The sequence below is a fragment of the Amycolatopsis sp. NPDC039088 genome (genome assembly GCF_055598845.1).
Map to the genome: position 1 here is coordinate 46,449 of NZ_JBVKAE010000007.1, position 24,801 is coordinate 71,249.

The following is a 24,801-nucleotide window of genomic DNA, read 5'->3' on the forward strand; positions in this document are numbered from 1 at the left end:
TGTCACGCCAACTGGAGATGACAGGAAGATGAGGGCCCGTGACCACCTCGACCCCCGCCCCCTCGGAAGCAGGTCTGGATCTGACGACCAGGCTGAACGCGTATCTGGAGGATGTGGCTTCGGCCTTGGGGATACGGATGGATTCGTGCACGGCCGACCTCACCGGCCCGGTCACCGCCAGCATGAGGCTGAACTGGCGTCTTCCTGGCTTCCCCGAGCGTGACCTCGACCTGTTGTGGCACGAGGAGCACGGCTGGTCGGCGGGCGTCGCGACGCAGTCGGGGGACGATCACCACGTCGTCGTCGGCTACCTCGGCGGCCGGACGGTGGCGCCGCAACCGCGGCGGGTGGCCCGCTTCGCCGAGACGCTGCGCACCGGCGATCACCAGGACTGCTGGCCCGGCCCGCCGACGCTGCGCACCGCCGGCGGACCGTCCGCGCTGGCCAAGGAGTTGTCCGCCTGGGCCTGAGGTGTCAGGAGCTGACGGTCAGCGTGCCGATGATCCTGGCGACGACGGCGTCCAGATGGTCGTCGAGATAGAAGTGACCGCCCTCGAAGACCTCCATCTCGAACGGGCCGGTGGTGTGCTCGCGCCAGTTCTCGACGTCGGGCGTGGTCAGTACCGGATCCGCGTCCCCGGTCAGCGCCACGATCGGGCAGGTCACGTCGGGCCCGGGCCGGTAACGGTAGGTCTCGATGGCCTTGTAGTCGCCGCGCAGCGCGGGCAGGACGAGGTCGCGGATGTCCGGGTCGTCGAGGACCATCGCGTTCGTGCCGCCGAGCAGCTTCACCTCGGCGATGAAGGTGTCGTCGTCGGCGAGGTGGTGCATTTTCTCCTTGTGCACGCCCGGACCGCGGCGGGCCGAGACGAACAGCGCCGCCGGGACGATGCCACGGGTTTCGAGCCGCCGTGCGACCTCGAAGGCGACACTGGCGCCCATGCTGTGCCCGAAGAAGGCGAAGGGCTTCGGAATCTCCGAAACGACGTCCACCAGCCGATCGGCGAGAACGTGCAGATCGTCGATGACCGGCTCGCCGAGACGGTCCTGCCTGCCCGGGTACTGGACGGTGTGCACCTCGACCGTTGGCGAAAGCGCCGCGGACAGCGCGCGGTATCCGCTCGCCGATCCGCCCGCGTGCGGGAACACGACGAGCCGCGTCCCTGCGGCCGGTACAGGGTGGAAGCGTCGTGTCCACTCGCGTAACGCCGGTACCGCCATGAGAATCCCCCAATCCGCGCGGGAAGGGCCCGCACACCAACGGAATCTACGGGGAATTCGCGGGATGAGTCCATGGTTGTGTGGAGGGCTCGTGAGTGATTTGGGTTGGCGGAAAGACCCGGATCCCTCGCGAGCTCGGGAAACTGGCGGAAGGGAGCGGGTGTGGCGGACGATCTGAAGATCCGGCTCGGCGTCGGGCTGGGGACCGGGACGGCGCCGGAGGAATTCGGTGCCGCGGTCGACCTGCTGGAGCGGACGGGCATCGATTCGCTTTGGCTGCCCGAGGCGGTGTACTCGCCGAGGATCGACCCGGTCGTCGGGTTGACGCACGCGCTCGCCCGCACCTCGAAGCTGAAGGTCGGCACCGGCGTGATGGTGCTGCCCGGCCGCGACCCGGTGCTGGTCGCCAAACAGCTCGCCTCACTCGCCGCGCTCGCGCCGAAAAGGGTGCTCCCGGTCTTCGGCCTGAAACCCGCGCGCGAGGCGGAACTCCCGCTCTTCCCGGTGCCGCAGGGACGGCGGGCGGCGGTCTTCGACGAGTCGTTGCGGCTGATCAGGGCCTTGCTGGAACACGAGGAAGTGACCTTCGAGGGCGAGTTCTTCCGCGTCGAGGGTGCCGGGCTGGGCATGCGGCCGGTCAAGCGGCTCGACCTCTGGCTCGGCGGGAAGGCGCCGGGCGCGCTGCGGCGGGTCGGCAGGCTCGCGGACGGCTGGCTGGCCAGCTTTATCACTCCGGAGGAGGCCCGCGCCGGCCGCGAGGCGATCCAGAAGGCCGCGGCCGAAGCGGGCCGAGAGGTCGAGGCCGACCACTTCGGGATCAGCCTCATCGTGGCCGAGGACGGGATCCCGGACGCGCTCGCGGCCTCGGTCGCGGCACGATCCGACGCCGACCCGTCCCGGCTGATCGCGGGCAGCTGGCGCGCCGCCCGCGATCTGGTCGCCGAGTACATCGACGCGGGGCTCAGCAAGTTCGTGCTCTATCCGGCCGGTCCGGAGCCGCTCGAGCGGTTCGTCGAGAACTTCGTCGAGCACGCCGTCCCGATGCAGAACTAGCAAAACCAGCTAGTCGAACTTCAGCTCTTCGGTCCGCCGCGGCATCAGCAGCAGCGCGCCGACACTGAGCACGGCGACCACCAGCATCGTCAGGAAGACGTGGTGCGTGGCGTCCGCGAGGGCGTCACGCACGAACGTCGTCGTCGGTGTCGGCTCGCTCTTGCCTTCCAGTACGACGCTCGTCGCGTCGACCCCGGACGGCAGGCCGACGACCCCGGCAGGCGGGTTCGCGAAACGGTTCGCCAGGGTGGCGTTCGCGATCGCGCCGAACATCGCCACGCCGACGGCGCTGCCCAGCGAGCGGCTGAACATGTTGGTCGCGGTGACGACGCCGCGGCGTTCCCAGCCGATGGTGGACTGCACGGCGATCAGCGTCGGACTCGACGCCAGGCCCAGCCCGAGCCCGAGGACGAACGCGGCACCGGCCGCCAGCCAGATCGACGAACCGCCGGCCAGGAACACGGTGATGGCGGCGCCGGTGATGACGATCCCGCTGCCGATCAGCGCGGTGTCACGGAAGCCGATCCGCATGTAGACCCGCCCGGCGAGCGACGCCGAGATGGGCCAGCCGACGGTCAGCGCCGCCAGCGCGAATCCGGCGACGAGCGCGCCGGTGCCGAGCACACCCTGTGCGTAGGTCGGCAGGTACGAGGTGAGTCCCATCAGCAGCATGCCGACGACGACGGCGATCAGGTTCCCGCCGATCAAGGTCCGTTTGGTGAAGATCCACAGCGGCAGCACCGGTTCCTCGGCCTTGCGTTCCACGAGCACGAACGACACCAGCAGTACCACCGCCGCGGCGAAGATCGCGAGGCTCGGCGCGGACGCCCAGCCCCAGGCGACCCCGCCCTCCAGCAGACCGAGGATCAGCAGCGAGCAGCCGAGCGTGAGCAGTGTGGCGCCCAGGTAGTCGATGCGGTGCGAGCGGCGTTCGACGCGCTCGCTGAAGTTCCGGAACAGCATCCACGCCGCCAGCGCCCCGAGCGGCAGGTTGATGAAGAAGATCCAGCGCCAGTCGAGGTACTCGGCGAACACCCCGCCCAGTGTCGGCCCGACCACCGACGAGATCGCCCAGACGCTGGCGAGATAGCCCTGCACCCGCGCGCGTTCCTCGACCGTGTACATGTCGCCGACCATGGTCAGCGCGATCGGCTGGATGGCGCCCGCGCCGATGCCCTGCACCGCACGGGCGGCGATCAGCACCGGCATGCTCCATGCCGCGCCGCAGAGGACCGAACCGAGCAGGAACGCCGCGATCCCGAAGAACATCACCGGCCGCCTGCCGAAGAGATCGGCGAACTTGCCGTACAGCGGCACGGTGACCGCCTGGGTCAGCAGGTAGATCGAGAACAGCCACGGGAACTGCGAGAAACCGCCGAGATCGGCGACCACCGAGGGCACCGCCGTCGCGATGATGGTCGAGTCCAGCGCGATCAGGCCGGAACACAGCATCACGGCGATCAGGACGGGGCCGCGTTCGGAGCGGAAACCGACCCCTTCCTTCGCGGTGACCGGGGCCGGGGTGGTCATCTGTGGCGATCTCCTCGCGTCCATGAAAGGCGTCAACTACTTCGCATGGGTAAGCATTCCATGGAGACACCCGGTCATGGGACCGATTTTTTCCGTGAGCTTTCCCGCAAAATGGATCGGATGAGCACCTGGATCCGCCCGATCGCCCGTGGCTGGGTTGTCCGAGACATCGTCCCCGGGCCCGACGTCGACGAGTTCGCCGACCCGGACCGGGTGGTCGCCGCGCTCGCCGGGGCCCGGGGCGACAGCCTGCTGGCGGTCCAGCATCCGGCAAGGACCCCGGCCGCGTTGGTGGGCGGCCTCTCGATCGAAGAGGCGCTGCCGCAGGCCAGGGCCACTTTCGAACGCATCCGGGAACAGCACTACCGCCCCGTGTCGGCCGTTGTCGCGCCCTATCGCATCGACGGGCCGGACGGCGTCGCGCTGGGCGTGCTGTGCCTGGTCGACCCGGCCGCGGTCCGCGACGACGGGATGACGCGAGTCCGGCACACCGAGGACGTCTACCCGGACGTCGTCGCGGAGCGGGCCGCGATGCTCGCCGGACTCGGCGTCGCGACCAGCGCCGCGATGCTGGTCCCCGCGACCGGCGGCCGCGAGCTGACCGCGTCGATCGAACGGCTCTGCCGAGGGCAGGTGCCCGCCTTGTCCACAGTGGACGGAGCTGGCCGGAAGCACGAACTGTGGCTCGCCGGTCCCGGCGACGGTCAAGACGAACTGCTGGCGGCCTTGGCGGAGATGGATCTCCTGGTCGCGGACGGCAACCACCGGGTCGCGGCCGCCGCGGCGTCGGGGCGCGGCGCGCTGCTGGCGCTGGTCACCGGGGGACCGGGACTGCGGATCGGGCCCATTCACCGGGTGCTCGCCGGCACCGGTCTCGACGCGGCCACGCTGGTCCGGCGGTGGACGGAGGCGGGGTTCGACGTCCACCCCGGTTCACCGGAACCGCCGTCCGAGGCCGGTGAGGTGACCGTGCTGGCGGGGGAGTCGGCGTTCCGGGTGGTGCTCGGCAGAGCGGGCGGCGACCACGCCGTGGTCGAGCAGGAGCTGCTTCGCGGAGCCCTCGGCGTCGATCCGGAGGGGCCGGGTGTGCGGCCGTTGCTACCGGGCGCGCCGGTGCCCGGAGACGCGGACGCGGTGCTGCTGCTGGCCCCGGTCCCGTACGCGGAGGTGCTCGCCGTGCACGCGGCCGGGCTGAGGATGCCGAGGAAGGCCACCTATTTCACGCCGAAACCACGTAGCGGTCTCCTGCTCGCGGAGCTTTGACCTCGTCCGTTCCGGGAGCTTTTGTCGGTAGCCCGGCCTAGGATCGCTTCGTGGAACTGCCCGTGATGCCACCCGTGAAGCCGATGCTGGCCAAGGCCGTGCACGAACTGCCGCGCACGGCGGGCCTGCTGTACGAGCCCAAGTGGGACGGCTTCCGCTGCGTGGTCTTCCGCGACGGTGACGAGGTCGTGCTGGGCTCGCGCAACGACAGGCCGCTGACGAGGTACTTCCCGGAGCTGGTCGACCTGCTCAAGGACGCGCTGCCCGAGCGCTGCGTCGTCGACGGCGAGATCGTGCTGGTCACCGAGGGCGGGCTCGATTTCGAGGCGCTTCAGTTGCGGCTGCATCCGGCGGCGTCCCGGGTGAACAAACTGGCCGCGGAGACGCCGACCAGTTTCGTGGTGTTCGACCTGCTCGCCCTCGGCGACCGCGATCTCACGCCGGAACCGTTCGGGGAGCGGCGCAAGCTGCTCGAAAGCGTCGTCGACACGAAGTTCGCCCGTGTCCATCTCACGCCGCTGTCCGAGGACCCCGACGTCGCACAGGACTGGTTCACCCGCTTCGAGGGCGCGGGTTTCGACGGCGTGATGGCCAAACCCGCCGACGCGCCGTACGAACAGGACAAGCGGGTGATGTGGAAGGTCAAGCACCAGCGGACCGCGGACTGCGTCGTCGCCGGGTTCCGGTGGCACAAGGACGGCGTCGGCGTCGGGTCACTGCTGCTCGGGCTCTACAACGACGAAGGCGTCCTGCACCACGTGGGTGTGGCCAGCAGCTTCACCGCCGCGAGGCGCCGCGAACTGGTGGACGAACTCGCGCCGCTGCGGGAGAACGCGCTGGAGAAGCACCCCTGGCGTGAGTGGGTCGAGGCCCACGAGGAGGCGGGCGGCCGGATGCCCGGCGCGGGCAGCAGGTGGGCGCCGAAGAAGGACCTGAGCTGGGAGCCGCTCCGCATCGAATGGGTCGCCGAGGTCCGCTACGAGCACGTGGAGGGAACGCGGTTCCGCCACGGCGGCAGGCTCGTGCGCTTCCGTCCCGACCGCGACCCGGCCTCCTGCACCTACGCGCAGCTGGAAGAGGTCCCGCCCGCCGAGCTGGCCACGATGTTCACCGAGCTGGGGGAAACATGAAGTCGGAACCGGTCACACTGGACCTCGACGGCGTCGAATTCACGGTGTCCAATCCGGGCAAGGTCTACTTCCCGGAGAACGGCGAGACCAAATTGGACCTCGTCGAGTACTACCGCGCGGTTTCCGGTCCGCTGCTGGCGCAGCTCGGCGGACGGCCGCTGCTGCTGGAGCGCTACCCCGACGGCGCGGGCGGCAAATCGTGGTTCCAGAAGCGGGTCCCGAAGAACGCGCCCGAGTGGCTGACCACGACGGTGGTGTCCACTCCGAACGGGACCACTTCGGACGCGCTCGTGGCGAAGGACCTCGCGCATGTCATCTGGGCGGTCAACCAGGGCTGTCTCGGTTTCCACGTCTGGCCGAACCGGGCCGACGCGCCGGAAATCAGCGACCAGTTGCGGGTCGATCTCGACCCGTCGCCCGGGATCGGTTTTCCCGAGTTGCGCCGCGGTGCGGTCCTGACGAAGGCGTTGCTCGAGGAACTGGGCATCACCGCGCAGCTGAAGACGTCGGGTTCGCGCGGTCTGCATCTCTACGTGCCGCTGGAACCGAAATGGGACGGCTACGAGGTCCGCGCCGCCGCCGTCGCGCTCGCCCGCGAACTGGAGCGCCGTCACCCGGAGGAGATGACGGCGCAGTGGTGGAAGGAAGAACGCGGCTCGCGGGTGTTCGTCGACTTCAATCAGAACGCGCCGCACAAGACGGTGTTCGGCGCGTGGTGTGTGCGGCCGCGGGTCGGCGGACAGGTGTCGACGCCGATCGGCTGGGACGAACTGGAGACCGTCGAGCCGGACAAGCTCACGCTGTCCACTGTGCCCGCTCGTTTCGCCGAACGCGGAGACCCTTGGGCGGAAACGAAACCGCAGTCGATCGAGCCGCTGCTGGAGATGTCCAGGAAGGATATGGAGAACGGGCTCATGGACGCGCCATGGCCGCCCGTCTACCCGAAGATGCCCAACGAGCCGCCTCGGGTCGCGCCGAGCCGGGCGAAAAAAGAGAGCATTTAGTCCTCTGAATGCGGTAGTTGCGCGGGCAAGAAGCGCATTTAGAGGACGAAACGCGTTCTAGAGCGGCAGGTCGAAGGCGAGTTGCGTGTTCGCGGCGGGTTCGGCCTTGCGGGTGGACCGGTGGCTCGGCAGGGTCGCGGCACACCGTGGGCACGGAGCGACGTCGGTGGTGGTGAGATCCACCGGCGTCCACAGGCGGGCTTCCTTGTCCCCGCAGGCGGAACGCCGGTAGCGCAGGTCTTCGGAGCGGGTCATCAGATGCGCGGCGGGAGAATCCTCCGGCAGCGCGCCGACCAGATACCAGCGTCCGGCGGTGTTCGTCATGGAACTGTCCTCCCGATACAGGTGGTCCAGCTCGAGATTCCTTCCGGGAATCAGTGTCAAGCAGACACGCGGCGATTCCCGGTATTTCGGCCTTTCGGCGTGTCAGGCCGGGTTCAGTCCTGGACGAACCGCAGGACGCGGAGCATTCCCCGATCGTCGACGACGCCGGGATCGTCCGCGACGCATTCCTCGAGACGCGCGGTGACGGCCTCGGTGTCGATCCCCGAGCCGATCAGCACCAGTTCACTCCGGCGCGGCGCACCGGACGGCCACGCCGACCGTTCCACCTGGATGAACGAGCCCACCGTATGCAGGCCGAACCGGGAGCGCGGGCCGTTCGGGCCGAAGTCGAGGAAGCCTTTGATCCGGTAGAGCCCGCCCGGTCGTTGTTCGAAGAAGTCCATCAGCCGTCGCGGGTCCAGCGGTCGCTCGGCGGTGAAGGCGACGCTGTCGTAGGCGGTGTGGAAGTGGTGCTCGTGGTCGTGCTCCTCCTCGCGGAGGTCGTCGAACGACAGCTGGCCCACTCGTTCGCGCGGCCGGGCGTCGAAGAACAAGGTGGGGTCGATCCGGCCGTGGGAGGTCGCGATCACCGGCGTGCCGGGCGCGAGCTCGTCGATCGTGCCGCGCAGCTTGGCCAAGGCGTCCTCGTCGGCCCGGTCGGTCTTGTTGAGCACGATCAGATCGGCGAAGCCGAGGTGTTCGTCCAGTTCCGGGTGGCGCCGCCTGGTCTCCTCGAATTCGGCCGCGTCGACGAGCTCGACCAGGCCGCCGTAGGCGATGGCGGGGTTCTCGCTCGCGATCATCAGCCGGATCAGATCACGCGGTTCGGCGAGGCCGCTGGCTTCGATCACGATGACGTCGATGCCGGCCTCGGCCTCGGAAAGTTTGGCGAGCATGGCGTCGAGCCCGCTCGCGTCGACGGCGCAGCACAGGCAGCCGTTGCCGAACGACATCATCGTGTCGACCTGGCCGGAGACGGCCATCGCGTCCACCGCGATGCTGCCGAAGTCGTTGACCACGACGCCGATCCGCGCGCCCTGGCGGTTGGCCAGCAGGTGATTGAGCAGGGTGGTCTTCCCGGAACCGAGGAAGCCCGCGACCAGGATGACCGGGATCCGCCTGTCGACCACGAGCTTCCTTTCCATCGGAGGTCCCCGCACTCTAGCGACGGCGGGCACGGGTCAATACACCGGTCCGTGGATAAAGCAGGAGGAGAAGCGGGTAAATGCACTCGAAAGAGTGATCGATGCTATCGGATGAAACGATCACAAAAGAGATCTTGGCAATAGGTGATCATTTCACCGGCGGCAATTCGGTGAATCTTCCGCGAAGTCGATCGCAATTCCAAATATTGTCGTCGGCAAGCTTTTCACCTGCGCAAACCTGGCGCGAAGGGAAGCTTCTGCCATTTGGTGGATAGTGTCGGTGTTTCTGTGGGGTATCGTCCTTCGTCTGGCCCGGACCCGGCCATCTCGTCGATCAGACGTGATCCTCCGGGCATTTCCCGAAGTGCAGGAGGAATGGTGATCGTTCCCGCCGCCGGTGCCGGCGTCGAATTCGGAGAGTGGGAGGCCGAAGTAAAGACGGCGTCCATGCGGGTGACGGACATCCCCCGTTTGCCTCCGGAGGTGGCCTCGCGGGGACGCAGCGTGGACGTGGCCGAGGCGGAGGGCTTTCTCCGGCTCTTCCACGCCGAAGAGGACGGCGGGGAGGCGCGGCTGCGCGAGCGGCTCGACCGGGTCCGTGCCGAGATCCACGAGACCGGCACCTATCGCCACACCACGGCCGAAGTCGAGTTCGGCGCGCGGGTGGCCTGGCGGAATTCCGCGCGCTGCATCGGGAGGCTGTACTGGCAGGGCTTGAAGGTGCGGGACCGTCGTGGCGTCACCGGCGCCGCCGCCATCGCCGAGGAGTGCGTCACCCATTTGCGTGAGGCGACCCGGGGTGGCCGGATCCGCTCGACCGTCACGGTGTTCGCGCCGGACGGTCCGGCCGGGCCCGGGCCGAAGATCCACAACGACCAGCTCATCCGGTACGCCGGCTATCGGCTCAGCGACGGCTCGGTGCTGGGCGATCCGCGCTACGCCGACTTCACCGAGTCCGTCCAGGCGCACGGTTGGCGCCCGCCCGAGCGCAAGGGCTCGTTCGACGTGCTCCCGCTGCTCATCGAGTCCGAAGCGGGGGAACGGCGCCTGTTCCGGCTGCCGTCGGACGCCGTGCTGGAGGTCCCGCTGTCGCATCCCGACCATCGGTGGTTCGCCGGACTCGGGCTGCGCTGGCACGCGGTACCGGCGATCAGCAACATGCGCCTGGAGATCGGCGGGATCACCTACCCCGCCGCGCCGTTCAACGGCTGGTACCTCGCCACCGAGGTCGGCGCGCGCAACCTCGCCGACACCGACCGCTACGACCTGCTGCCGGTGATCGCCGACCTGATGGGCCTGTCGACGGCGTCGGAGCGCACCCTGTGGCGTGACCGCGCGTTGGTCGAACTGACGCTGGCGGTCCAGCACTCCTTCGACGCGGCGGGCGTGACCATCGCCGACCACCACACCGAATCGCGGCGGTTCCTCACCCATATCGCCAAGGAGGAACGCGCGGGCCGCCGCTGCCAGGCGGAGTGGAGCTGGATCGTCCCGCCCTTGTCCGGCGGGCAGACCGCGGTGTTCCACCGCTACTACGACGAACCCGACCCGGCCTTGAGACCGGCTTTCCTGCCACCTGGGTGACCGACACCCCCGACGGGTGAAGAGGTGAACCGAATGCGGCGTGTCGATGGGCCGGACGGCGGTACGGGTTGCGGCCGCGCGGACAATGGGGACATGACCGCAGTACTCGTCGCCCACGCCGGGAAATCGGGCGGGACAAAGGAGATCGCCGAGGTGATCGCCGCCGAACTGCGGGAGGCCGGTCTGACGGCCGACCTGCTGGACGCCGCCGAGGTCGAGGACGTCGAACCGTACGGCGCGGTGATCGTCGGGAGCGCGCTGTACCACCGGCGCTGGCGGCCGGAGGCGGTGCGCCTGCTCACCGAGCACGAGGAAGCGCTCCGGAACCGCCCGGTCTGGCTGTTCCACAGCGGGCCCTGCGGGCCGCTCGCCGCGGGCAAACGGGTCAGCCTGCCGGCCGGGGTCGCCTTGCTCGCCGCGCGGATCGACGCCGAACGCACGGCCACCTTCGGCGGCAGGCTCACCCCGGCCACCGCGCGGGGCCTGTTCTGGAAGATCATGGCCGCGGGCCCCTGGGCCGGCGACTTCCGCGACTGGGCGTCGATCCGGACCTGGGCGCGCGACGTCGGCCGCCGCGTGCGTACCCGCGTCAGCCACTGAAACCCCGGGTTTCGTCGGTGCCCTGTCGTAGGGTGCCCCCATGGACAAAAGGTTCACCGCGACGCTGCTCAAGAGCCCGGAAAAGGGCGGCTGGACGTACGTGGTCATGCCCGGCTCCGCCGAGTTCTTCGGCACCAAGGGGCTGGTCAAGGTACGCGGGACGATCGACGGGCAGCCGTTCCGGAGCTCGTTCATGGCGTTGGGCGACGGCACCCACAAACTCCCGGTGAAGGCCGAAGTGCGCAAGGCGATCGGCAAGGAAGAGGGCGACACCGTGGACGTCGTCCTGCTCGAACGGCTGGAGGGCTGAGTGGCCGCGGAATGGAAACCGTCCCCGGTCATCAAGATCTACGAGGCACTCGGCGCGGTGGCCGATGGGCGAGTCGAGGTCGACGGCGACACGGCACGCGTCGCGTCGTCGGACAAGGCGAAGACGTACGACGTCCGCCACGATCCGGCCGCGGGGTCGATCACGGCCAACGACAACGGCTCGTACTGGCAGGGATATCTCGGCTACCCGGGCATCGCGTACCTGATGGAGCGCGGGGTGCTCGCCTACGACCGCGACCTCGCCACCGAACTGGCGGGCGTGCCGTGGAAGGAGCTCGCCACCCGGTATCGCAACGACTGGGCGAAGGTCGAGAAGCACGTCCGCGACGAGTTGTCCGAGCGTGGTGTGGACCTGGACCGGTTCGACGCCGGGCTCGCGGAAATCTCCAGTCAGCTGGAGAAATTGGCGCTCACCAAACTTTCCCCGCGGCTGCGTCCGCCGAAGTGACACGGATGTTCTTCGCTTGACCTCAAGTTAGGTCAAGGTTTTAGCGTGAGCCGGGTCAAGATCCCCGGGCACGTGAGGAGAACATCCCGATGGCTGTTTCGGCACAACGGCGGGCGGAGGCGGCCCCGCCGCCGGACAAGGTTCCGGCCGAGGCCTGGCGGATGGCCTGGGTGATCGTGCTCGGCGCGTTCATGACCATGCTGGACACCACGGTCCTCGCGGTGGGCGCCGAGACGCTCACCCGTGAACTCGGCGCCGGAATCGCTTCCGTGCAATGGGTTTTCACCGCGTACCTGGTGGCGCTCGCGGTCGCGCTGCCGCTGTGCGGCTGGCTCAGCCGCCGGTTCGGCGCCGGCCGGGTCTGGCTGGCGTCGCTGGCGGCGTTCACCGTCGCTTCGGTGCTGTGCGCGCTCGCCGGGGACATCGGCTGGCTGATCGGGTTGCGCGTGCTGCAGGGCCTCGCCGCCGGCTTGCTCCTGCCGGCCGGGCAGACGGTGCTCGGCCAGGCCGTCGGACCCGCCCGGCTCGGCAGGGTCATGGGGACGCTGGGCATCGTGATGAGCGTCGGCCCGACGTTCGGTCCGCTCCTCGGCGGTGTCCTGCTGCGTGCCCTGTCGTGGGAGTGGTTGTTCCTGATCAACATCCCGGTCGGAGTGATCGCACTGGTACTCGGGCTGCGCCTGGTTCCCCGTGGCGAGAAGGGTGCGGCGACGCGTCCCGACTGGCTCGGCTTCCTCCTGGTGACCGCGGCGATCCCGGCGCTGCTGTACGGACTCACCATGTGGGGCGAGGGTGGCGAGGAATTCGGCGCCGGGGTGCTGGTTCCCCTCGTGGTGGGGGTCGTACTGCTGGCGCTGTTCATCCGGCGCTCGTGGGGCCGCGAGAACCCGGTCATGGATCTGACCCTGTTCCGAAGCCGGGTCTACACCGCTGCCGCCGCTCTGTCCTTCTTCGCCGCCCCGGCGTTGTTCGGCGCGCTTTTCCTGCTGCCGCTGTACTTTCAGGTCCTCGGCGGAAACGGGGTCGTCGAGACGGGACTGTTGCTGATGGGGCTCGGCGTCGGCACGGCGATCGCGCTGCCGATCTCCGGTCGGCTCACCGACCGCTACGGTGCGGGTCTCATCGCGGCATGGGGGAGTATCGCGACGCTCGCCACCACGGTTCCGTTCGCCATCGGCGGCTTCCCGCCGGACGGCGTCGTCGTGCAGATCTTGTTGCTGGCCAGGGGATTCGCCGTGGCCTTCCTGCTGATGCCCGCGACGACGGCCGGATACGCGGCCGTCACCAAGGAGCAGATGCCCGACGCCGCCGCGCAGATCAACATCGTCAGCCGCGTCGGCGGTGCGGCGGGAACGGCACTGTTCGCCGTGGTACTCGCGAACCTGCTGCCGTCGGGAACGGAGACGGCGTTCCGGGCGACGTTCTGGTGGCTCACCGCCTCCGCCGCGGTCGCGGTGGTGCTGGGAGCGAGGCTCTGGCTGGTGTCGCGTCGCGCTTGACCTCGTGAGTGGTGATGACGGCTCTGACCGGCATCACCACTCACGAGACCCTGTGCTCAGCCGCAGTGTTCCGACGGGCTGTTGTACGTGACGCCGCCCGCGGAACCGCCCCACCGGACGCATTTGTCCGCGGCGGAGGCGCGGACCGGACCGGCGAACCACGCGAACGAGCCGGAGTCGGTGATCCGGGACGCCCCTTGGACCTCGAGGTAGGCCGACGTCGCCGTCGCGGTGCCCGCGGCCGTGCTCTTCATCGTGCTGACACAGTTCTGCCCGTTGGAAGCGTTGTAGGACAGGTAAACCGTGCCCGCCGTCCCGAGCGGAGCCGAATCGATGACACCGTATCCGCCGCCGCACGCCGGGGCGCCGAGCGTCGTCTCGGTGACGGTCGAGAAGCGGATGGTCTCGTTGGCGTTGCCGGCCGGGCCCGCTTCGTACAGCACGCCGACCGAACCCGAGGACAGCTGGACCATGTCGGAGTACGCGGCGTCGCCGCCCCACACCAGTGTTCCGGCGGAGTTGCCCTGCCAGTTCGCGCCTTCGTCGAACGACGAGCGCACGATGAGTTCCTTGCGGCGGTCGCAGACCGACGGCCCGGCGAACAGGATCCGGTTGTACTTGCCAGCTTTGTCGGTCGCGGTCATCCGCGCGGTCGAGGCCTGTACGACCGGGGTGATCAGGTCCTCCTCGAAGGCGAACTTGGTGGAGAAGCTCGCCCCGCCGTCGGAACTGATGGCGTAGGCACGGTTCCTCGCACCACCGCTGAGGCATTTGTCGTCGTTGTTGGCCTGGTTACGCGCCGCGGCGTAGACCCGGCCGTCGAGCAGTTCGGTGACGCTGATCTCCTGCGGGTTCAGCGCGGCCGACGTCGCCGGGGTGTCGGTGGCACCGCGCTTCCAGGTGATGCCCTGGTCGTCGCTGTAGATGAGCGCGCCGCTGTTCTTGCCGTCGACGGTGTAGCTCATTCCGGCGACGATCCGGCCGGCGTGCGCGCCGCGGGTCAGGACGATGCCGTGCGACGGGCCGGTCGCGAGCCATCCCGGCGCGGTGCTGAACCCGAGCTGGGTGGTGAGTACCTTGGGCGCGGTCCAGGTCTGGCCGTGGTCGTCGCTGATCGAAACACGCGGAATCCGGTTGCAGTCGGGATTCTTGACGCATTCCATCACCGACAACAGCACGATCCGCCCGGTGGAGGGAATCACGATCGGCGTGGGATTTCCTTTGGTGTCACCGAAACCTTCGATGACGATCTTCGGCGCGCTCCAGGTCTTCCCGTTGTCGGAGGAGCGTTTCACGACGAGGTCGATGTCGCCGCTGTCGTTGCAGAAGCTGGCGCCGCCGTTGCGGCCTTCGGCGAACGCGAGCAGATCGCCGTTGTTCGCCTTGACGACGGCGGGGATTCTGAAGCAGTCGTAACCTTCTGTTTTCTCTTTGTACACCACCGTGTTTCCGACGGCGGCCGTCGCGGTGGGAGCGGCGAGCGAGGTGGCTGGGATGGCGCCGACCGCCGCGATGGCGACGAGGGCCGCGAACAGGCCCTGTGCGACGCGAGTGATCTTCACGGGAGTGCTCCGTCCTGGATTCGATTCCGGGTGACGGGACAGCAGCGTCCCTCCCTGTCGTACAAGGTGCGTACAACCCGGTTTCGCGTTCTGTGTCAGGTGACGCAGAACGAGAGACCGTTTCCTGTCAGAGTTCCTTCAGCCGGCCACGGCGTGACATCGGAAGGGGAGGGCCGAATGAAGGTGATCGATCCCGAGGGGCGTCAGTGGGAGATCATTCGCCGTTTCGCGCCGTGGCGCCGGTGGGTACAGCCCTTCGCGCTACTCAAGGGCGGCTACCGGCACTACAAGGTCACAGCGGACTGGACGCTGTATCTCAACGACTTGCCCAACAACCCCAAGGACAGTCGCGAGGGCGACGAGAACGGCCCCGTGGAGAAGGCGGTCTACGGACTGTTGGGCGTGGTGGGGCTCGCGGAAGGGCTCCTCGAAGGCCTCTTCTATCTGCTCTTCGGGCTGGTGCTGTTGCCGGTTCGGCTGCTGGAGATGCTGGCACAGGTCGTCGTGGGAACCGTCGCACAGGCCGTCCGGCGGTTCCGGAAGGCACCGGAGCGGGTCGATGTCGCCGGCTGGAACAAGGATCGGAACGGCCTTGTCTCGCTGACGATCCTGAAGGTCCACAGAGACCTCGCCGACCCGTTGGTCGCCGAACTGGGCGGCCTGTTCCGTGACCGTGTCATGTTCGACCCCGGCGATCCGGTCGTGCGCGAGGTGCTCACTCGCTTCGGTGCGGAGGTGGAGCGGCATCGCACCCTGCTCCGCCGCCGGACTCCCCGGGTCGCCGTATGACGACCGGCGATCTGTGCCAGGATCCGGTCACCGGGAAGGGGGAGTGCGATGCGGGTGACCGATTCCGACGGCGGCGAGTGGCTGATCGTGCGCCGGTTCGCGCCGTGGCTGCGCCGGATCCGCCCGCTCGCCATCGTCACCGAAAGCGAGCGCTACCGGGAAGTGTCGTTCACCCGGCACCGCGGCCGGTCCGGCGCCGAAGAACGCCTGGGCTTCGAGGACTGGCTGATGCTGGGCTTCGCCGTCGGCCAGGCCGCCGGATTGGCGCTGATCCTGTCGCCGGTCATCCTCGTGGAACTCATGGTCTGGGCGGCGGCGGGCGGCTTCCTCTGGCTGGCGAGGCTCACCGGCCTGGTCCGCGCCCGGGTCGACCTCATCGCGCCGCCCCCGGCCGTGCGCAGCCTCGCGCCGGTGCGGGTGCTGCTGGTGCCCGGATCGGCCGCGGACCGGCTCATCCGCGAACTCGCGACGGTGATCGAGACCACGCCGGACTTCGATCCGGAGAACGAGCCATGCGTGCGGAAGCTGTTCTCGGTGACCGGGGCACGCGTGGAGCGGCACTTCGGCCTGCCGTGGCGGCTCAGTGGTCGTCGGGCGCGAGCTGCCTGAGGTCGTTCAGGCTCCGGACGACCAGCCGCTGGCGGCCGGTGCTGAGCAATCCGTCGGCGCGCAGGGTCCGCAGTGTCCGCGCGACGGCTTCCCGTGACGCGGACGCGAGACCGGCCAGGTCACGCTGGCTGATCCGCAACGCGATCAGGGTGCCGTCGGGGACGGGGACGCCGTAGCGCTCGGCGAGGTCGACCAGGATCGCGGCGATCCGCTCGGCGGCGGTGCTGTCGCCGAATTCGGTGCGGCGCGAATTGGCGTAACGCAGGCGGGAGGTGATGATCCGGAGCAGGACCACGGAGATACCGGCGTGCCGGCGGAGCACGGAGTTGAACGACCGCGCGGACAGCCACAGCCCGGTGACCGGTTCGACGGCGACCGCCGTCGCCGACCGCAGGCTGCCGTCCATCGACGCCATCTCACCGATGATGTCGCCAGGGTCGCGGACGGCCAGCACGGCGTCGTAACCGCCGGTGGACACCGACGTGATCTTGACCCGCCCGGTCATCAGGATCAGCACCCAGTCCGACCGGTCACCCTCGCGGATGATCACCGTCCCGGCAGGGTACCGGCGCAGCTCGGCCTCGGCGCGCAGCGCCTTGCGCTCGACGTCGTCGAGCAGCTCCCAGAGCCTGCCGGGTGAATCGTGCGGCTCCGCCGCCGGCTGTGTCATGCCTTCTTGTCGCCTCCGTGGGCGATGGTACGAGCAGACCGCGCCGGGGGTTAACCGGGGAGCTCTTGGTACGCCTGGGAAAGGCGTCGGATACCGTCCCGGACCTGCGCGCCGGTCGCGGTACTGACGTAGCTCAGGCGCAGATAGGGCCCCGGTGCGTCGGCCGCGAAGTAGAGCCTGCCGGGGGTGACCGCTACTCCGGCGCGGAAAGCGGCGCTGGTCAACGTCACTTCGTCGGCGGATCCGGGTAGCGGTTGCCACAGGTGATAGCCACCGGTCGGGACCGGGACGGCGCTCCAGGAGGGCAGAAACTCCCGCAGTGCCGAGACGGCGATGTCGCGGCGTTCGCGCAACGCGGCGGTGAGTGCCCGCAGATGACGCGGCCAGGCAGGAGAACTCACCAGCTCCAGCGCGGTTTCCTGCAGTGGCCGGGGTACGAAGAAGCTCTCGACGGCGTGGAGTCCCCGCAGTCGTTCCAGCGCCGGGCCGCGGGCGGCCAGCGCGCTGATCCGCAGACTCGGCGACACCGGTTTCGTGAGCGACCGGATGTGCACCACGACGCCGTCGGGGTCGTCGGCCACGAGCGGTGGCGGAGGAGCCGGACTGCCGGGATGGGCCATCAGCCGCGCGAAATCGTCCTCGATGACGAAAGCGCCCGCGTCACGGGCGATTCGCAGGACCTCGGCCCGGCGTTCGGCGCACAGGACCGCGCCGGTCGGGTTCTGGAAAGCGGGCTGGCAGACGAACAGCCGCGCGCCGGTGTCGCGGAAGGCGTCCGCGAGCAGTTCGGGCCGGACGCCGTCGCGGTCGATCGGCACCGGGACCGGCCGCAGCCCCGACGCCCGCGCGATGGCCAGCATCCCCGGGTAGGTCGGCGATTCCACCAGCACCGGCGCGCCGGGGGCGCCGAGCGCGCGCAACGCGGTGGTCAGCGCGCTCTGCCCGCCCGCGGTGACCAGCACGTTTTCGACGTTCACCGGGCTGCCGATGTCGCGGGCGAACCAGGCCCGCAGTTCGGGCAGACCGCAGATCGGCGGCCGGGTCCAGGCACCGGGACGACGTCCGGCCCTGGCCGACGCCGCCGCGAGTTCCCGTTCCGGCTGCAGGCTGGGATGCGTGTAGCCGCCATTGAGGTCGATGACGCCCGACGGCGGATCGCTCAACGCGGTGAGCACCCCGGTCGCGTCGATCGCGCGGAGACCGGACTGCGAACTCAGTGACACCTCCTGCCACGAGACATCACCGGTCACCACCGACTCGCGACGCGGCGGGGCGCGGAAGACCCCGGCGCCGGGGCGGGTGATCACCAGACCTTCCGAGGCCAGTGCGGCGATGGCGCGCGACACCGTCACCGGGCTCACCTTCAGCTGCCGGACGAGCTCCCGGCTGGACGGGAGCTTTCCGTCGATCGGATAGCGCTCAAGCTCGGAACGCAGCTGTGTGACCAGGCTGGCGACGCTGCTACCATCGGACATGAGACTGGATGATAGCGCTATCGCAGGTCGGGGAGTAGCGGTCCGCTCCGGGACCGTGCTGGCGGCGCTGGGTGTCTTCGCCTTCTCCTTCACGTTCCCCGCCACCGTCTGGACGCTCAAGGGTTTCGGCCCGTGGACCGCCACCGGGGCGCGTTGCGTCCTGGCGGCACTGGTCGCCGCCGCCTTTCTCCGCGCGTTCCGGGTCCCGCTGCCGAAGCGCGAACAATGGCGCGGCCTGGCCGTGGTCGCCATCGGTTGCGTCCTGGGGTTCCCGACCCTGACCACCCTCGCCCTGCAGACGTCGTCGACGGCGCATTCCGCGGTGGTGATCGGCATGCTGCCGATGGCCACCGCCGTCGTCTCGTCGAGGCTTACCGGGCACCGCCCGTCCCGCCGGTTCTGGCTCGCCGCCGCGGTGGGCGCGCTCGCGGTGGTGGTGTTCACCGTGAGCCAGAGCGGTGGCGGACTGTCCACAGCGGACCTGTTCCTGTTCGCCGCGCTCGTGCTGTGCGCGTTCGGATACGCCGAGGGCGGCAGGCTGGCCAGGGAGATGGCCGGCTGGCAGGTGATCGCCTGGGCGCTGGTCCTCGCGCTGCCGGTCACCGCCGCGCTCACGGTCTTCGGATCGGTGACCGAACCGCTGCACCTCGGCGGCGAGGCGATCATCGGCCTGTTGTACGTCGCGCTCTTCTCGCAGTTCGGCGGATTCTTCGTCTGGTACCGGGGAATGGCCGAGATCGGGGTCGCGCGGGCGAGCCAGCTGCAGCTGGCGCAGCCGCTGCTGACCCTGGTCTGGGCGGTCCTGCTGCTCGGCGAGCGGCTTCCGGCGGCCGCGCCCGTGACGGCGTTGATCGTGGTCGCCTGCATCGTGGTGACCCAGCGCTCCCGCGACTAGCTCCACATCCACGTCGCGATTCCGCCAGACCGCGGTGTCCGCGCGGTGATGGGCTGGGGCATATGACCGCCTCGCCCCTCGACACCTCCGCCCGGACCCCGCTGAAGGGATGGCTCGCCGTCCTCGCGGTGACGCTGGGGATCTTCTCCCTCGTCACCACGGAGATCCTGCCGATCGGCCTCCTGACCCCGATCGGCGAGGACTTCCGGATCACGCCGGGGACGGCGGGCCTGACCATGACCCTGCCCGGATTCCTCGCCGCGCTCGCCGCCCCGGCCGTCACCGTCGCCGCCGGGCGGATCGACCGGCGGGCGTTGTTGGGCGCCTTGATGGTGGTGCTGGCACTGGCCGACGTCGTCGCGGCGACCGCGCAGGCCTACTGGGCGGTGTTGGTCTCCCGGATCCTGGTGGGGCTGGTGATCGGCGCGTTCTGGGCGATCGGTTCCGGGCTCGCCGCGCGGCTCGTCGGCCCCGGACGGGCGGGTACGGCGACCGCGGTGATCTTCTCGGCCGTGCCACTCGGCTCGGTTCTCGGCGTGCCGGCGGGGACCTTCGTCGGTGAACTGTTCGGCTGGCGGACGGCCTTCGCCGTGCTGGGCGTCTTCACGATCGGTGTCCTCGCCTTGCTCGCCGTGTCGCTGCCTTCGCTGCCTTCGGCGGGCACCACTCGGCTCGGTGTCCTGCGTGAGCTGACGCGCGGGCGAGCGACCCGGCTCGGTCTGCTCGTCACGATGCTGGTCGTGCTCGCCCATTTCGGCACCTATACCTACGTCACGCCGCTCCTGCGAGACGTGACCAGGGTGAGCCCGGAGCTGATCACCGTTTTCCTGCTCGTCTACGGCACCGCCGGGATCGCGGGCAATTTCGTCGCGGGTGCGGCGATCGCCCGTGATCTCCGGCTGACCTTCCTCACCGCCGCGGGATTGATCGGCCTCGCGACGTGTGCGCTGTCGTTCCTCGGTGATTCCCCGGCAGGCGTGCTGGCGCTGCTGGTGCTCTGGGGTTTCGCCTACGGCGCGGTCCCGGTCTGCTCGGGAACGTGGTTCGCGAAGGCGGCCCCACACGCTCCCGAGGCGGCGTCGGTGCTTTTCACCTCGTCGTTCCAGGCGACCCTCTCGGCGGGCGCGTTGCTGGGCGGCTTCGTCGTCGACGCGGTGTCCGTCCCGGCGGTGATGATCGCGGGAGGTGTCGTGGCGCTGCTCGCGGTGGCCGTGCTCAGCCGAGCAAGGCGAGCGTGACCAGCGCGGTCGTCCCGACCAGCAGGGTGGAGAGCAGGCCGAGCAGCAGGGCGCGGCCTCCGGTCCGGATCAGCGTGCCGATCCGGACCGCGCAGCCGAGGCCGAACAGTGCCGCGGCCAGCAGCAGCGTGCAGGCGACCTTGGCGACGTCGAGCGCGACGCCCGGCACGGCCCCGGTGCTGCGCAAGGCGGCCATCGCGAGGAAACCGATGACGAACAGCGGGACCAGTGGCGGCCGCTTGCCGCCGTCGGCGGGGCGGTGGCGTTCGTGCACGCCGACCGCGGCGACCATCGGGGCCAGCAGGACCACCCGGCTGAGCTTGATCACGATGGCGACCGCGACGGCGGCGCTGCCCGCCGGCGTCGCCGCGGCGACGACCTGGGCGACTTCGTGCACGCTGAGCCCGGCCCATTCACCGATCCGGACCGCGTCGAGGTGCAGCCAGCCGCGGAGCAGCGGGACGGCCGCGATGGCGAGCCCGCCGTAGAAGGTGACCAGCGCGACCGCGGTCGCGACGTCGGAGTCCTCCCGTTCGACGACGCCTTCCATGGCGGCGATCGCCGACGCGCCACAGATCGAGAACCCGGTCGCGACCAGCATCGCCAGCCCGCGTGGCACGCCGAGGAGCCTGCCGAGGCCGATCGTGCCGAGGAACGTGACGCCCACCGTGAGCACGACGGCGAGCAGGGTGCCGGGGCCGAGCGCCAGCACCGACGGTAGCGAGAGCTGCAGACCCAACAGCACGACACCGGCGCGAAGCAGTTTCTTGGTGACGCCGGAGATCGCCTTCCGGGTCTCGTCCGACAGCGCGGGCAGCGAACCCGCGAGGATGCCGAGCACGACGGCGATGGTGAGCGCGCTGACGACCGGGACCGCGGTGCCGACCAGGTACGCGGCGGCCACTCCGGCGCCGGTGATGGCCAAAGCGGTCAAATAGGGCTTGGTCGGTCTCGCGTGCGTGGTGCTCATGGTTCGAGCATCGCCGCGACGGGTCGGCGTCGGTAGCGGGGAATACGAGGGGTAGGTCATAGACTTGGGCTATGACCGCACCCGATCTGGACTCCCTGCGCCTGCTGGTGCTCGTGGACGAGCTCGGCAGTATCGGGCAGGCCGCGGCCAGGCTCGGGATCGCCCAGCCGTCGGCGAGCAAACGACTGTCCACAGTGGAACGACGGCTCGGGCTGGTGCTGGTCGATCGCACCCGGCGCGGATCCGCGCTCACCCCCGACGGCCGGGTCATCGCGGGCTGGGCCCACCGCGTGCTCGCCGAACTCGACGGGCTCCTCGACGGTGCCGAAGCGTTGCGCACCCAGCACGAGGCGCAACTGCGCGTCGCGGCGAGCATGACGCTGGCCGAACATCTGGTACCGGGCTGGATCGGCGAACTCAAACGCGGGAATCCAGGGCTCTACCTCGGACTGGAGGTCACGAACTCCGACCAGGCCGCCGAACTGGCCAGGGAGGGCAAGGTCGATCTCGGCTTCGTCGAGTCGCCCGGCGCATTGCCCGGTCTTTCGGCCAGGCGGGTGGCCACCGATCGGCTGGTCCTCGTCGTGGCCGGAAGCCATCCGTGGGCGCGCAGACGCCGCCCGCTGACCGCGGCCGAACTGGCGGTCACGCCGCTGGTGGTCCGCGAGCCGGGTTCCGGGACAAGGGAAACCGTGGACACCGCGTTGCGCAAGGCCGGCGTCGGCCCGGCGAAACCGTTGCTGGAGCTGGGATCCGCCTCCGCGGTCCGCAACGCCGTGGTCGCGGGCGCAGGACCGGCGGTAATCAGCGAACTCGACGTCGCGCGGGACGTCGCCGACCGCAGGCTCGTCCAGGTCGCGGTCGAGGGTGTCGATTTCGGCCGGGAACTGCGTGCGGTGTGGCCCGCCGGGCGTCGCCTCGCCGGACCGGCCGCCGCACTGCTGGCGCTCGCGGTCCGCTCCCGGGGTCCCCGCGGCTGACGGCGAACGGGCGAATCGTCCGCCGGCCCTTGAAAAGCCGGTGTGTAGGGACTCTCCTGGAGGGGTACCAGCTGTCAGAAGGTGTGTCCTCGTGCTGGGAGTGGCCATGACCGCCGTGAAGACCTCGTCCCGCCCGGAGGCTGCCCGCTTCGGCGGACGGCCGCGTTCCCCCAAGGGCAGCGTGTTCCTCAGCGTCATCCGCACCACCGACCACAAGACCATCGGCCTGCTCTATCTGGGCACCTCGTTCGCGTTCTTCCTCATCGGCGGGTTCATGGCCCTGCTGATGCGCGGCGAACTGGGCAGACCGGGCATGCAGTTCCTGTCGCAGGAGCAGTACAACCAGCTGTTCACCATGCACGGCCTCATCATGCTGCTGCTGTACGCGACACCGAACCTTTTCGCCTTCGCCAACTACATCCTGCCGCTGCAGATCGGGTCACCGGACGTCGCCTTCCCGAGGCTGAACGCGTTCTCCTACTGGCTGTACCTCTTCGGCGGGCTGATGGCGCTCAGCTCGTTCGTCACGCCGGGCGGCGCTCCCGACTTCGGCTGGACGATGTACACGCCGCTCTCCAGCGCCGCGCACACCCCGGGTGTCGGCGCCGATCTGGTGATCATGGGCCTGATCGTCTCCGGGCTCGGGACGATCCTCGGCGCGGTCAACATGGTCACCACGATCCTCTGCCTGCGCGCGCCGGGGATGACCATGTGGCGGTTGCCGCTGTTCACCTGGAACATCCTGTTCACCACGATCCTGATCCTGGCGGTCTTCCCGATCCTCACCGCGGCGCTGTTCGGGCTGGAAGCGGACAGACGGCTCGGCGCGCACGTCTTCGATCCGGCCAACGGCGGGGCGATCCTGTTCCAGCACCTGTTCTGGTTCTTCGGCCATCCCGAGGTGTACATCGTCGCGTTGCCGTATTTCGGCATCATCACCGAAATCGTCCCGGTGTTCAGCCGGAAACCGCTGTTCGGCTACAAACTCATGGTGTTCGCGACGATCGGGATCACCGCGCTGTCCTTCGCCGTCTGGGCACACCACATGTTCGCCACCGGCGCGGTGCTGCTGCCGTTCTTCTCCTTCATGACCTTCCTCATCGCGGTGCCGACCGGGATCAAGTTCTTCAACTGGATCGGCACCATGTGGAAAGGGCAGCTGACCTTCGAATCACCGATGCTGTGGTCGATCGGGTTCATGGTGACCTTTTTGCTCGGCGGGCTGACCGGGATCATCCTCGCCGCGCCGCCCTTGGACTTCCACATCCACGACACCTATTTCGTGGTGGCGCATTTCCACTACGTGCTGTTCGGGACGATCGTGTTCGCCACCTTCGCCGGGATCTACTTCTGGTTCCCCAAGATGACCGGGCGCCTGCTCGACGAGCGGCTCGCGAAACTGCATTTCTGGACCACCTTCATCGGTTTCCACACGACGTTCCTGGTCCAGCACTGGCTCGGCAACCAGGGCATGCCGCGCCGCTACGCCGACTACCTGAGCACCGACGGTTTCACCTTGCTGCACACCATTTCCACGATCGGCGCGTTCCTGCTCGGCGCGTCGGTGCTGCCGTTCGTCTGGAACGTCGTCCGCAGCTACCGGTTCGGCGAAGTCGTTGAGGTCGACGACCCGTGGGGACACGGGAATTCCCTGGAGTGGGCGACGACCTGCCCACCTCCCCGGCACAACTTCTTCGACCTGCCGAGGATCCGGTCCGAACGACCGGCGTTCGAACTGCACTATCCGCATATGATCCCGCGGCTGCGCGCCGAGGGGCATACGACCCCGTTCCAGCGCCGCGACCAGCCCGCACCCTCGGAAGTGGTGGCGGACAAGGCGTTGGCGGACGACGACACCGGCTCACCGAAGGAATGAGGTACCGCGCATGATCCCGATGGACGTCGAGGGGATGGCAGTCCTGGCTCCGGAAGCCGCACCGGTGATGCTGCTGCGCGAGCGGGAGGGCGAACGCCGCTGGCTGGCGATCACGATCGGCGGCCCCGAGGCGAGCGCGGTGGCGCTCGCACAGGAGAGGATCCAGCTGCCGCGTCCCGGCACGATCGAACTCATCGGCCAGGTGGTGGAATCGTTCGGGCACCACGTCACCGGCGTCGAGGTCACCGCGCTGCGGGACGGGATTTTCTTCGCGGACCTCGTACTCGACTCCGATATCCGCATTTCGGCCCGGCCGAGCGACGCGGTCGCGATCGGGTTGCGCGCCGGCGTCGGGATCAAGGTGGCCGACTCGGTACTGGAAGTGGCTTCGGTGCGGGTCGAGATCGTCGGATCCGGGCCTGACGCCGAACTGCCGACGGTGCCGTCCGATCCGGTCGAGCAGGAACGGGAGGTGGAGGAGTTCCGGGCGGCTTTGGACAAGATCGTGCCGGAGGACTTCGGGGACGTTCCGCCTGAGCCGCCTGCCGACCCCAAGGCTTGAGCCGCCTGCCGACCGATGAAATGAAGGGGCCTTTCATTGCAAAA

General features: G+C 69.2%; 25 protein-coding genes. 17 read left to right on the forward strand and 8 right to left on the reverse strand.

The window, feature by feature from the left end; translation table 11 throughout:
• Positions 1–38: 38 nt before the first annotated feature.
• Positions 39–470 carry a DUF6292 family protein gene (locus tag ACZ7KI_RS11035; protein WP_470272968.1) on the forward strand — a complete coding sequence of 144 codons (432 nt, stop codon included), beginning with the start codon at positions 39–41 and terminating at the stop codon, positions 468–470.
• A 4-nt stretch (positions 471–474) separates the two neighbouring features.
• Here ACZ7KI_RS11035 and ACZ7KI_RS11040 read toward each other — a convergent pair whose 3' ends face one another.
• The gene (locus tag ACZ7KI_RS11040) at positions 475–1,221 is read right to left on the reverse strand and encodes a thioesterase II family protein (RefSeq protein ID WP_470272969.1); all 747 of its coding nucleotides are present in this window, start codon (positions 1,219–1,221) and stop codon (positions 475–477) included.
• Between the two features lie 162 nt (positions 1,222–1,383).
• Between ACZ7KI_RS11040 and ACZ7KI_RS11045 the strand changes: the two genes are divergently transcribed.
• The gene (locus tag ACZ7KI_RS11045) at positions 1,384–2,274 is read left to right on the forward strand and encodes a TIGR03854 family LLM class F420-dependent oxidoreductase (protein WP_470272970.1); all 891 of its coding nucleotides are present in this window, start codon (positions 1,384–1,386) and stop codon (positions 2,272–2,274) included.
• 9 nt (positions 2,275–2,283) lie between these two features.
• On the opposite strand, the gene ACZ7KI_RS11050 is transcribed toward ACZ7KI_RS11045, so the two are convergent.
• Positions 2,284–3,804, reverse strand: coding sequence for an MDR family MFS transporter (locus tag ACZ7KI_RS11050; RefSeq protein ID WP_470272971.1), 1,521 nt, complete (start codon positions 3,802–3,804; stop codon positions 2,284–2,286).
• A 111-nt stretch (positions 3,805–3,915) separates the two neighbouring features.
• Between ACZ7KI_RS11050 and ACZ7KI_RS11055 the strand changes: the two genes are divergently transcribed.
• The 3 genes from ACZ7KI_RS11055 to ligD are packed head-to-tail and all read left to right on the forward strand — an operon-like array spanning position 3,916 to position 7,201.
• Entirely contained in the window at positions 3,916–5,067 is a 1,152-nt protein-coding gene (locus ACZ7KI_RS11055) for a DUF1015 family protein (protein ID WP_470273176.1), read from the forward strand.
• A gap of 50 nt (positions 5,068–5,117) precedes the next feature.
• On the forward strand, positions 5,118–6,197 hold the full coding sequence (locus ACZ7KI_RS11060; protein WP_470272972.1) for an ATP-dependent DNA ligase: 1,080 nt from the start codon (positions 5,118–5,120) through the stop codon (positions 6,195–6,197).
• Complete coding sequence (gene ligD, locus ACZ7KI_RS11065) at positions 6,194–7,201, forward strand: non-homologous end-joining DNA ligase (RefSeq protein WP_470272973.1); 1,008 nt, start codon at positions 6,194–6,196, stop codon at positions 7,199–7,201. The genes ACZ7KI_RS11060 and ligD overlap by 4 nt, the downstream gene beginning before the upstream one ends.
• A 57-nt stretch (positions 7,202–7,258) precedes the next feature.
• Here ligD and ACZ7KI_RS11070 read toward each other — a convergent pair whose 3' ends face one another.
• Positions 7,259–7,525: a hypothetical protein gene (locus ACZ7KI_RS11070; protein WP_470272974.1), complete on the reverse strand. Its 267-nt coding sequence runs from the start codon at positions 7,523–7,525 to the stop codon at positions 7,259–7,261.
• Between the two features lie 113 nt (positions 7,526–7,638).
• The gene (locus ACZ7KI_RS11075) at positions 7,639–8,655 is read right to left on the reverse strand and encodes a CobW family GTP-binding protein (RefSeq protein WP_470273177.1); all 1,017 of its coding nucleotides are present in this window, start codon (positions 8,653–8,655) and stop codon (positions 7,639–7,641) included.
• A 390-nt stretch (positions 8,656–9,045) separates the two neighbouring features.
• Here ACZ7KI_RS11075 and ACZ7KI_RS11080 point away from each other — a divergent pair, with 390 nt between their 5' ends.
• The 5 genes from ACZ7KI_RS11080 (at position 9,046) to ACZ7KI_RS11100 (ending at position 13,131) form a co-directional block, all read left to right on the forward strand.
• Positions 9,046–10,254 carry a nitric oxide synthase oxygenase gene (locus tag ACZ7KI_RS11080; protein ID WP_470272975.1) on the forward strand — a complete coding sequence of 403 codons (1,209 nt, stop codon included), beginning with the start codon at positions 9,046–9,048 and terminating at the stop codon, positions 10,252–10,254.
• Between the two features lie 93 nt (positions 10,255–10,347).
• Positions 10,348–10,854: a flavodoxin domain-containing protein gene (locus ACZ7KI_RS11085; RefSeq protein WP_470272976.1), complete on the forward strand. Its 507-nt coding sequence runs from the start codon at positions 10,348–10,350 to the stop codon at positions 10,852–10,854.
• 40 nt (positions 10,855–10,894) lie between these two features.
• Complete coding sequence (locus ACZ7KI_RS11090; protein ID WP_470272977.1) at positions 10,895–11,164, forward strand: DUF1905 domain-containing protein; 270 nt, start codon at positions 10,895–10,897, stop codon at positions 11,162–11,164.
• The gene (locus ACZ7KI_RS11095) at positions 11,165–11,632 is read left to right on the forward strand and encodes a hypothetical protein (RefSeq protein ID WP_470272978.1); all 468 of its coding nucleotides are present in this window, start codon (positions 11,165–11,167) and stop codon (positions 11,630–11,632) included.
• An 89-nt stretch (positions 11,633–11,721) separates the two neighbouring features.
• On the forward strand, positions 11,722–13,131 hold the full coding sequence (locus tag ACZ7KI_RS11100) for a DHA2 family efflux MFS transporter permease subunit (protein WP_470272979.1): 1,410 nt from the start codon (positions 11,722–11,724) through the stop codon (positions 13,129–13,131).
• 56 nt (positions 13,132–13,187) lie between these two features.
• Here the strand turns inward: ACZ7KI_RS11100 and ACZ7KI_RS11105 are convergent, their stop codons facing one another.
• Complete coding sequence (locus ACZ7KI_RS11105; RefSeq protein ID WP_470272980.1) at positions 13,188–14,693, reverse strand: sialidase family protein; 1,506 nt, start codon at positions 14,691–14,693, stop codon at positions 13,188–13,190.
• Positions 14,694–14,870: 177 nt separating this feature from the next.
• Between ACZ7KI_RS11105 and ACZ7KI_RS11110 the strand changes: the two genes are divergently transcribed.
• A complete protein-coding gene (locus ACZ7KI_RS11110; RefSeq protein ID WP_470272981.1) occupies positions 14,871–15,482 on the forward strand; it encodes a hypothetical protein in 612 nt (203 codons plus the stop codon).
• Positions 15,483–15,530: 48 nt separating this feature from the next.
• Positions 15,531–16,091: a hypothetical protein gene (locus ACZ7KI_RS11115; protein WP_470272982.1), complete on the forward strand. Its 561-nt coding sequence runs from the start codon at positions 15,531–15,533 to the stop codon at positions 16,089–16,091.
• Here the strand turns inward: ACZ7KI_RS11115 and ACZ7KI_RS11120 are convergent.
• Together ACZ7KI_RS11120 and ACZ7KI_RS11125 are read right to left on the reverse strand one after the other, a co-directional pair.
• Positions 16,063–16,761: a Crp/Fnr family transcriptional regulator gene (locus ACZ7KI_RS11120; RefSeq protein ID WP_465505053.1), complete on the reverse strand. Its 699-nt coding sequence runs from the start codon at positions 16,759–16,761 to the stop codon at positions 16,063–16,065. The two genes, ACZ7KI_RS11115 and ACZ7KI_RS11120, sit on opposite strands and share 29 nt — an antisense overlap.
• Before the next feature lie 50 nt (positions 16,762–16,811).
• Positions 16,812–18,236: an aminotransferase-like domain-containing protein gene (locus tag ACZ7KI_RS11125; protein WP_470272983.1), complete on the reverse strand. Its 1,425-nt coding sequence runs from the start codon at positions 18,234–18,236 to the stop codon at positions 16,812–16,814.
• Here ACZ7KI_RS11125 and ACZ7KI_RS11130 point away from each other — a divergent pair.
• Together ACZ7KI_RS11130 and ACZ7KI_RS11135 are read left to right on the forward strand one after the other, a co-directional pair.
• Positions 18,235–19,131 (forward strand): DMT family transporter, encoded by an 897-nt coding sequence (locus tag ACZ7KI_RS11130; protein WP_470272984.1) that lies wholly within the window; start codon positions 18,235–18,237, stop codon positions 19,129–19,131. The genes ACZ7KI_RS11125 and ACZ7KI_RS11130 overlap by 2 nt on opposite strands.
• A 62-nt stretch (positions 19,132–19,193) precedes the next feature.
• Positions 19,194–20,369 (forward strand): MFS transporter, encoded by a 1,176-nt coding sequence (locus tag ACZ7KI_RS11135; RefSeq protein ID WP_470272985.1) that lies wholly within the window; start codon positions 19,194–19,196, stop codon positions 20,367–20,369.
• Here the strand turns inward: ACZ7KI_RS11135 and ACZ7KI_RS11140 are convergent.
• A complete protein-coding gene (locus tag ACZ7KI_RS11140; RefSeq protein ID WP_470272986.1) occupies positions 20,347–21,339 on the reverse strand; it encodes a YeiH family protein in 993 nt (330 codons plus the stop codon). The genes ACZ7KI_RS11135 and ACZ7KI_RS11140 overlap by 23 nt on opposite strands.
• Positions 21,340–21,410: 71 nt before the next feature.
• Between ACZ7KI_RS11140 and ACZ7KI_RS11145 the strand changes: the two genes are divergently transcribed.
• The 3 genes from ACZ7KI_RS11145 to ACZ7KI_RS11155 all read left to right on the forward strand — a co-directional run bounded on the left by ACZ7KI_RS11145 (position 21,411) and on the right by ACZ7KI_RS11155 (position 24,757).
• Entirely contained in the window at positions 21,411–22,319 is a 909-nt protein-coding gene (locus ACZ7KI_RS11145; protein ID WP_470272987.1) for a LysR family transcriptional regulator, read from the forward strand.
• 106 nt (positions 22,320–22,425) lie between these two features.
• Entirely contained in the window at positions 22,426–24,195 is a 1,770-nt protein-coding gene (gene ctaD / locus ACZ7KI_RS11150) for an aa3-type cytochrome oxidase subunit I (protein WP_470272988.1), read from the forward strand.
• A gap of 10 nt (positions 24,196–24,205) precedes the next feature.
• Positions 24,206–24,757: a bifunctional nuclease family protein gene (locus ACZ7KI_RS11155; RefSeq protein WP_470272989.1), complete on the forward strand. Its 552-nt coding sequence runs from the start codon at positions 24,206–24,208 to the stop codon at positions 24,755–24,757.
• The last annotated feature ends 44 nt before the right edge of the window (positions 24,758–24,801 follow it).

Excerpts from the sequence above, each read along its gene's own strand:
- ACZ7KI_RS11050 (WP_470272971.1), bottom strand. The coding sequence starts at position 3,804 with ATGACCACCCCGGCCCCGGTCACCGCGAAGGAAGGGGTCGGTTTCCGC.
- ctaD (WP_470272988.1), top strand. The coding sequence starts at position 22,426 with ATGACCGCCGTGAAGACCTCGTCCCGCCCGGAGGCTGCCCGCTTCGGC.
- ACZ7KI_RS11125 (WP_470272983.1), bottom strand. The coding sequence starts at position 18,236 with ATGTCCGATGGTAGCAGCGTCGCCAGCCTGGTCACACAGCTGCGTTCC.
- ACZ7KI_RS11100 (WP_470272979.1), top strand. The coding sequence starts at position 11,722 with ATGGCTGTTTCGGCACAACGGCGGGCGGAGGCGGCCCCGCCGCCGGAC.
- ACZ7KI_RS11115 (WP_470272982.1), top strand. The coding sequence starts at position 15,531 with ATGCGGGTGACCGATTCCGACGGCGGCGAGTGGCTGATCGTGCGCCGG.
- ACZ7KI_RS11120 (WP_465505053.1), bottom strand. The coding sequence starts at position 16,761 with ATGACACAGCCGGCGGCGGAGCCGCACGATTCACCCGGCAGGCTCTGG.
- ACZ7KI_RS11130 (WP_470272984.1), top strand. The coding sequence starts at position 18,235 with ATGAGACTGGATGATAGCGCTATCGCAGGTCGGGGAGTAGCGGTCCGC.
- ACZ7KI_RS11085 (WP_470272976.1), top strand. The coding sequence starts at position 10,348 with ATGACCGCAGTACTCGTCGCCCACGCCGGGAAATCGGGCGGGACAAAG.
- ACZ7KI_RS11140 (WP_470272986.1), bottom strand. The coding sequence starts at position 21,339 with ATGAGCACCACGCACGCGAGACCGACCAAGCCCTATTTGACCGCTTTG.
- ligD (WP_470272973.1), top strand. The coding sequence starts at position 6,194 with ATGAAGTCGGAACCGGTCACACTGGACCTCGACGGCGTCGAATTCACG.
- ACZ7KI_RS11155 (WP_470272989.1), top strand. The coding sequence starts at position 24,206 with ATGATCCCGATGGACGTCGAGGGGATGGCAGTCCTGGCTCCGGAAGCC.
- ACZ7KI_RS11070 (WP_470272974.1), bottom strand. The coding sequence starts at position 7,525 with ATGACGAACACCGCCGGACGCTGGTATCTGGTCGGCGCGCTGCCGGAG.
- ACZ7KI_RS11055 (WP_470273176.1), top strand. The coding sequence starts at position 3,916 with ATGGATCGGATGAGCACCTGGATCCGCCCGATCGCCCGTGGCTGGGTT.
- ACZ7KI_RS11145 (WP_470272987.1), top strand. The coding sequence starts at position 21,411 with ATGACCGCACCCGATCTGGACTCCCTGCGCCTGCTGGTGCTCGTGGAC.
- ACZ7KI_RS11040 (WP_470272969.1), bottom strand. The coding sequence starts at position 1,221 with ATGGCGGTACCGGCGTTACGCGAGTGGACACGACGCTTCCACCCTGTA.
- ACZ7KI_RS11110 (WP_470272981.1), top strand. The coding sequence starts at position 14,871 with ATGAAGGTGATCGATCCCGAGGGGCGTCAGTGGGAGATCATTCGCCGT.
- ACZ7KI_RS11135 (WP_470272985.1), top strand. The coding sequence starts at position 19,194 with ATGACCGCCTCGCCCCTCGACACCTCCGCCCGGACCCCGCTGAAGGGA.
- ACZ7KI_RS11090 (WP_470272977.1), top strand. The coding sequence starts at position 10,895 with ATGGACAAAAGGTTCACCGCGACGCTGCTCAAGAGCCCGGAAAAGGGC.
- ACZ7KI_RS11080 (WP_470272975.1), top strand. The coding sequence starts at position 9,046 with ATGGTGATCGTTCCCGCCGCCGGTGCCGGCGTCGAATTCGGAGAGTGG.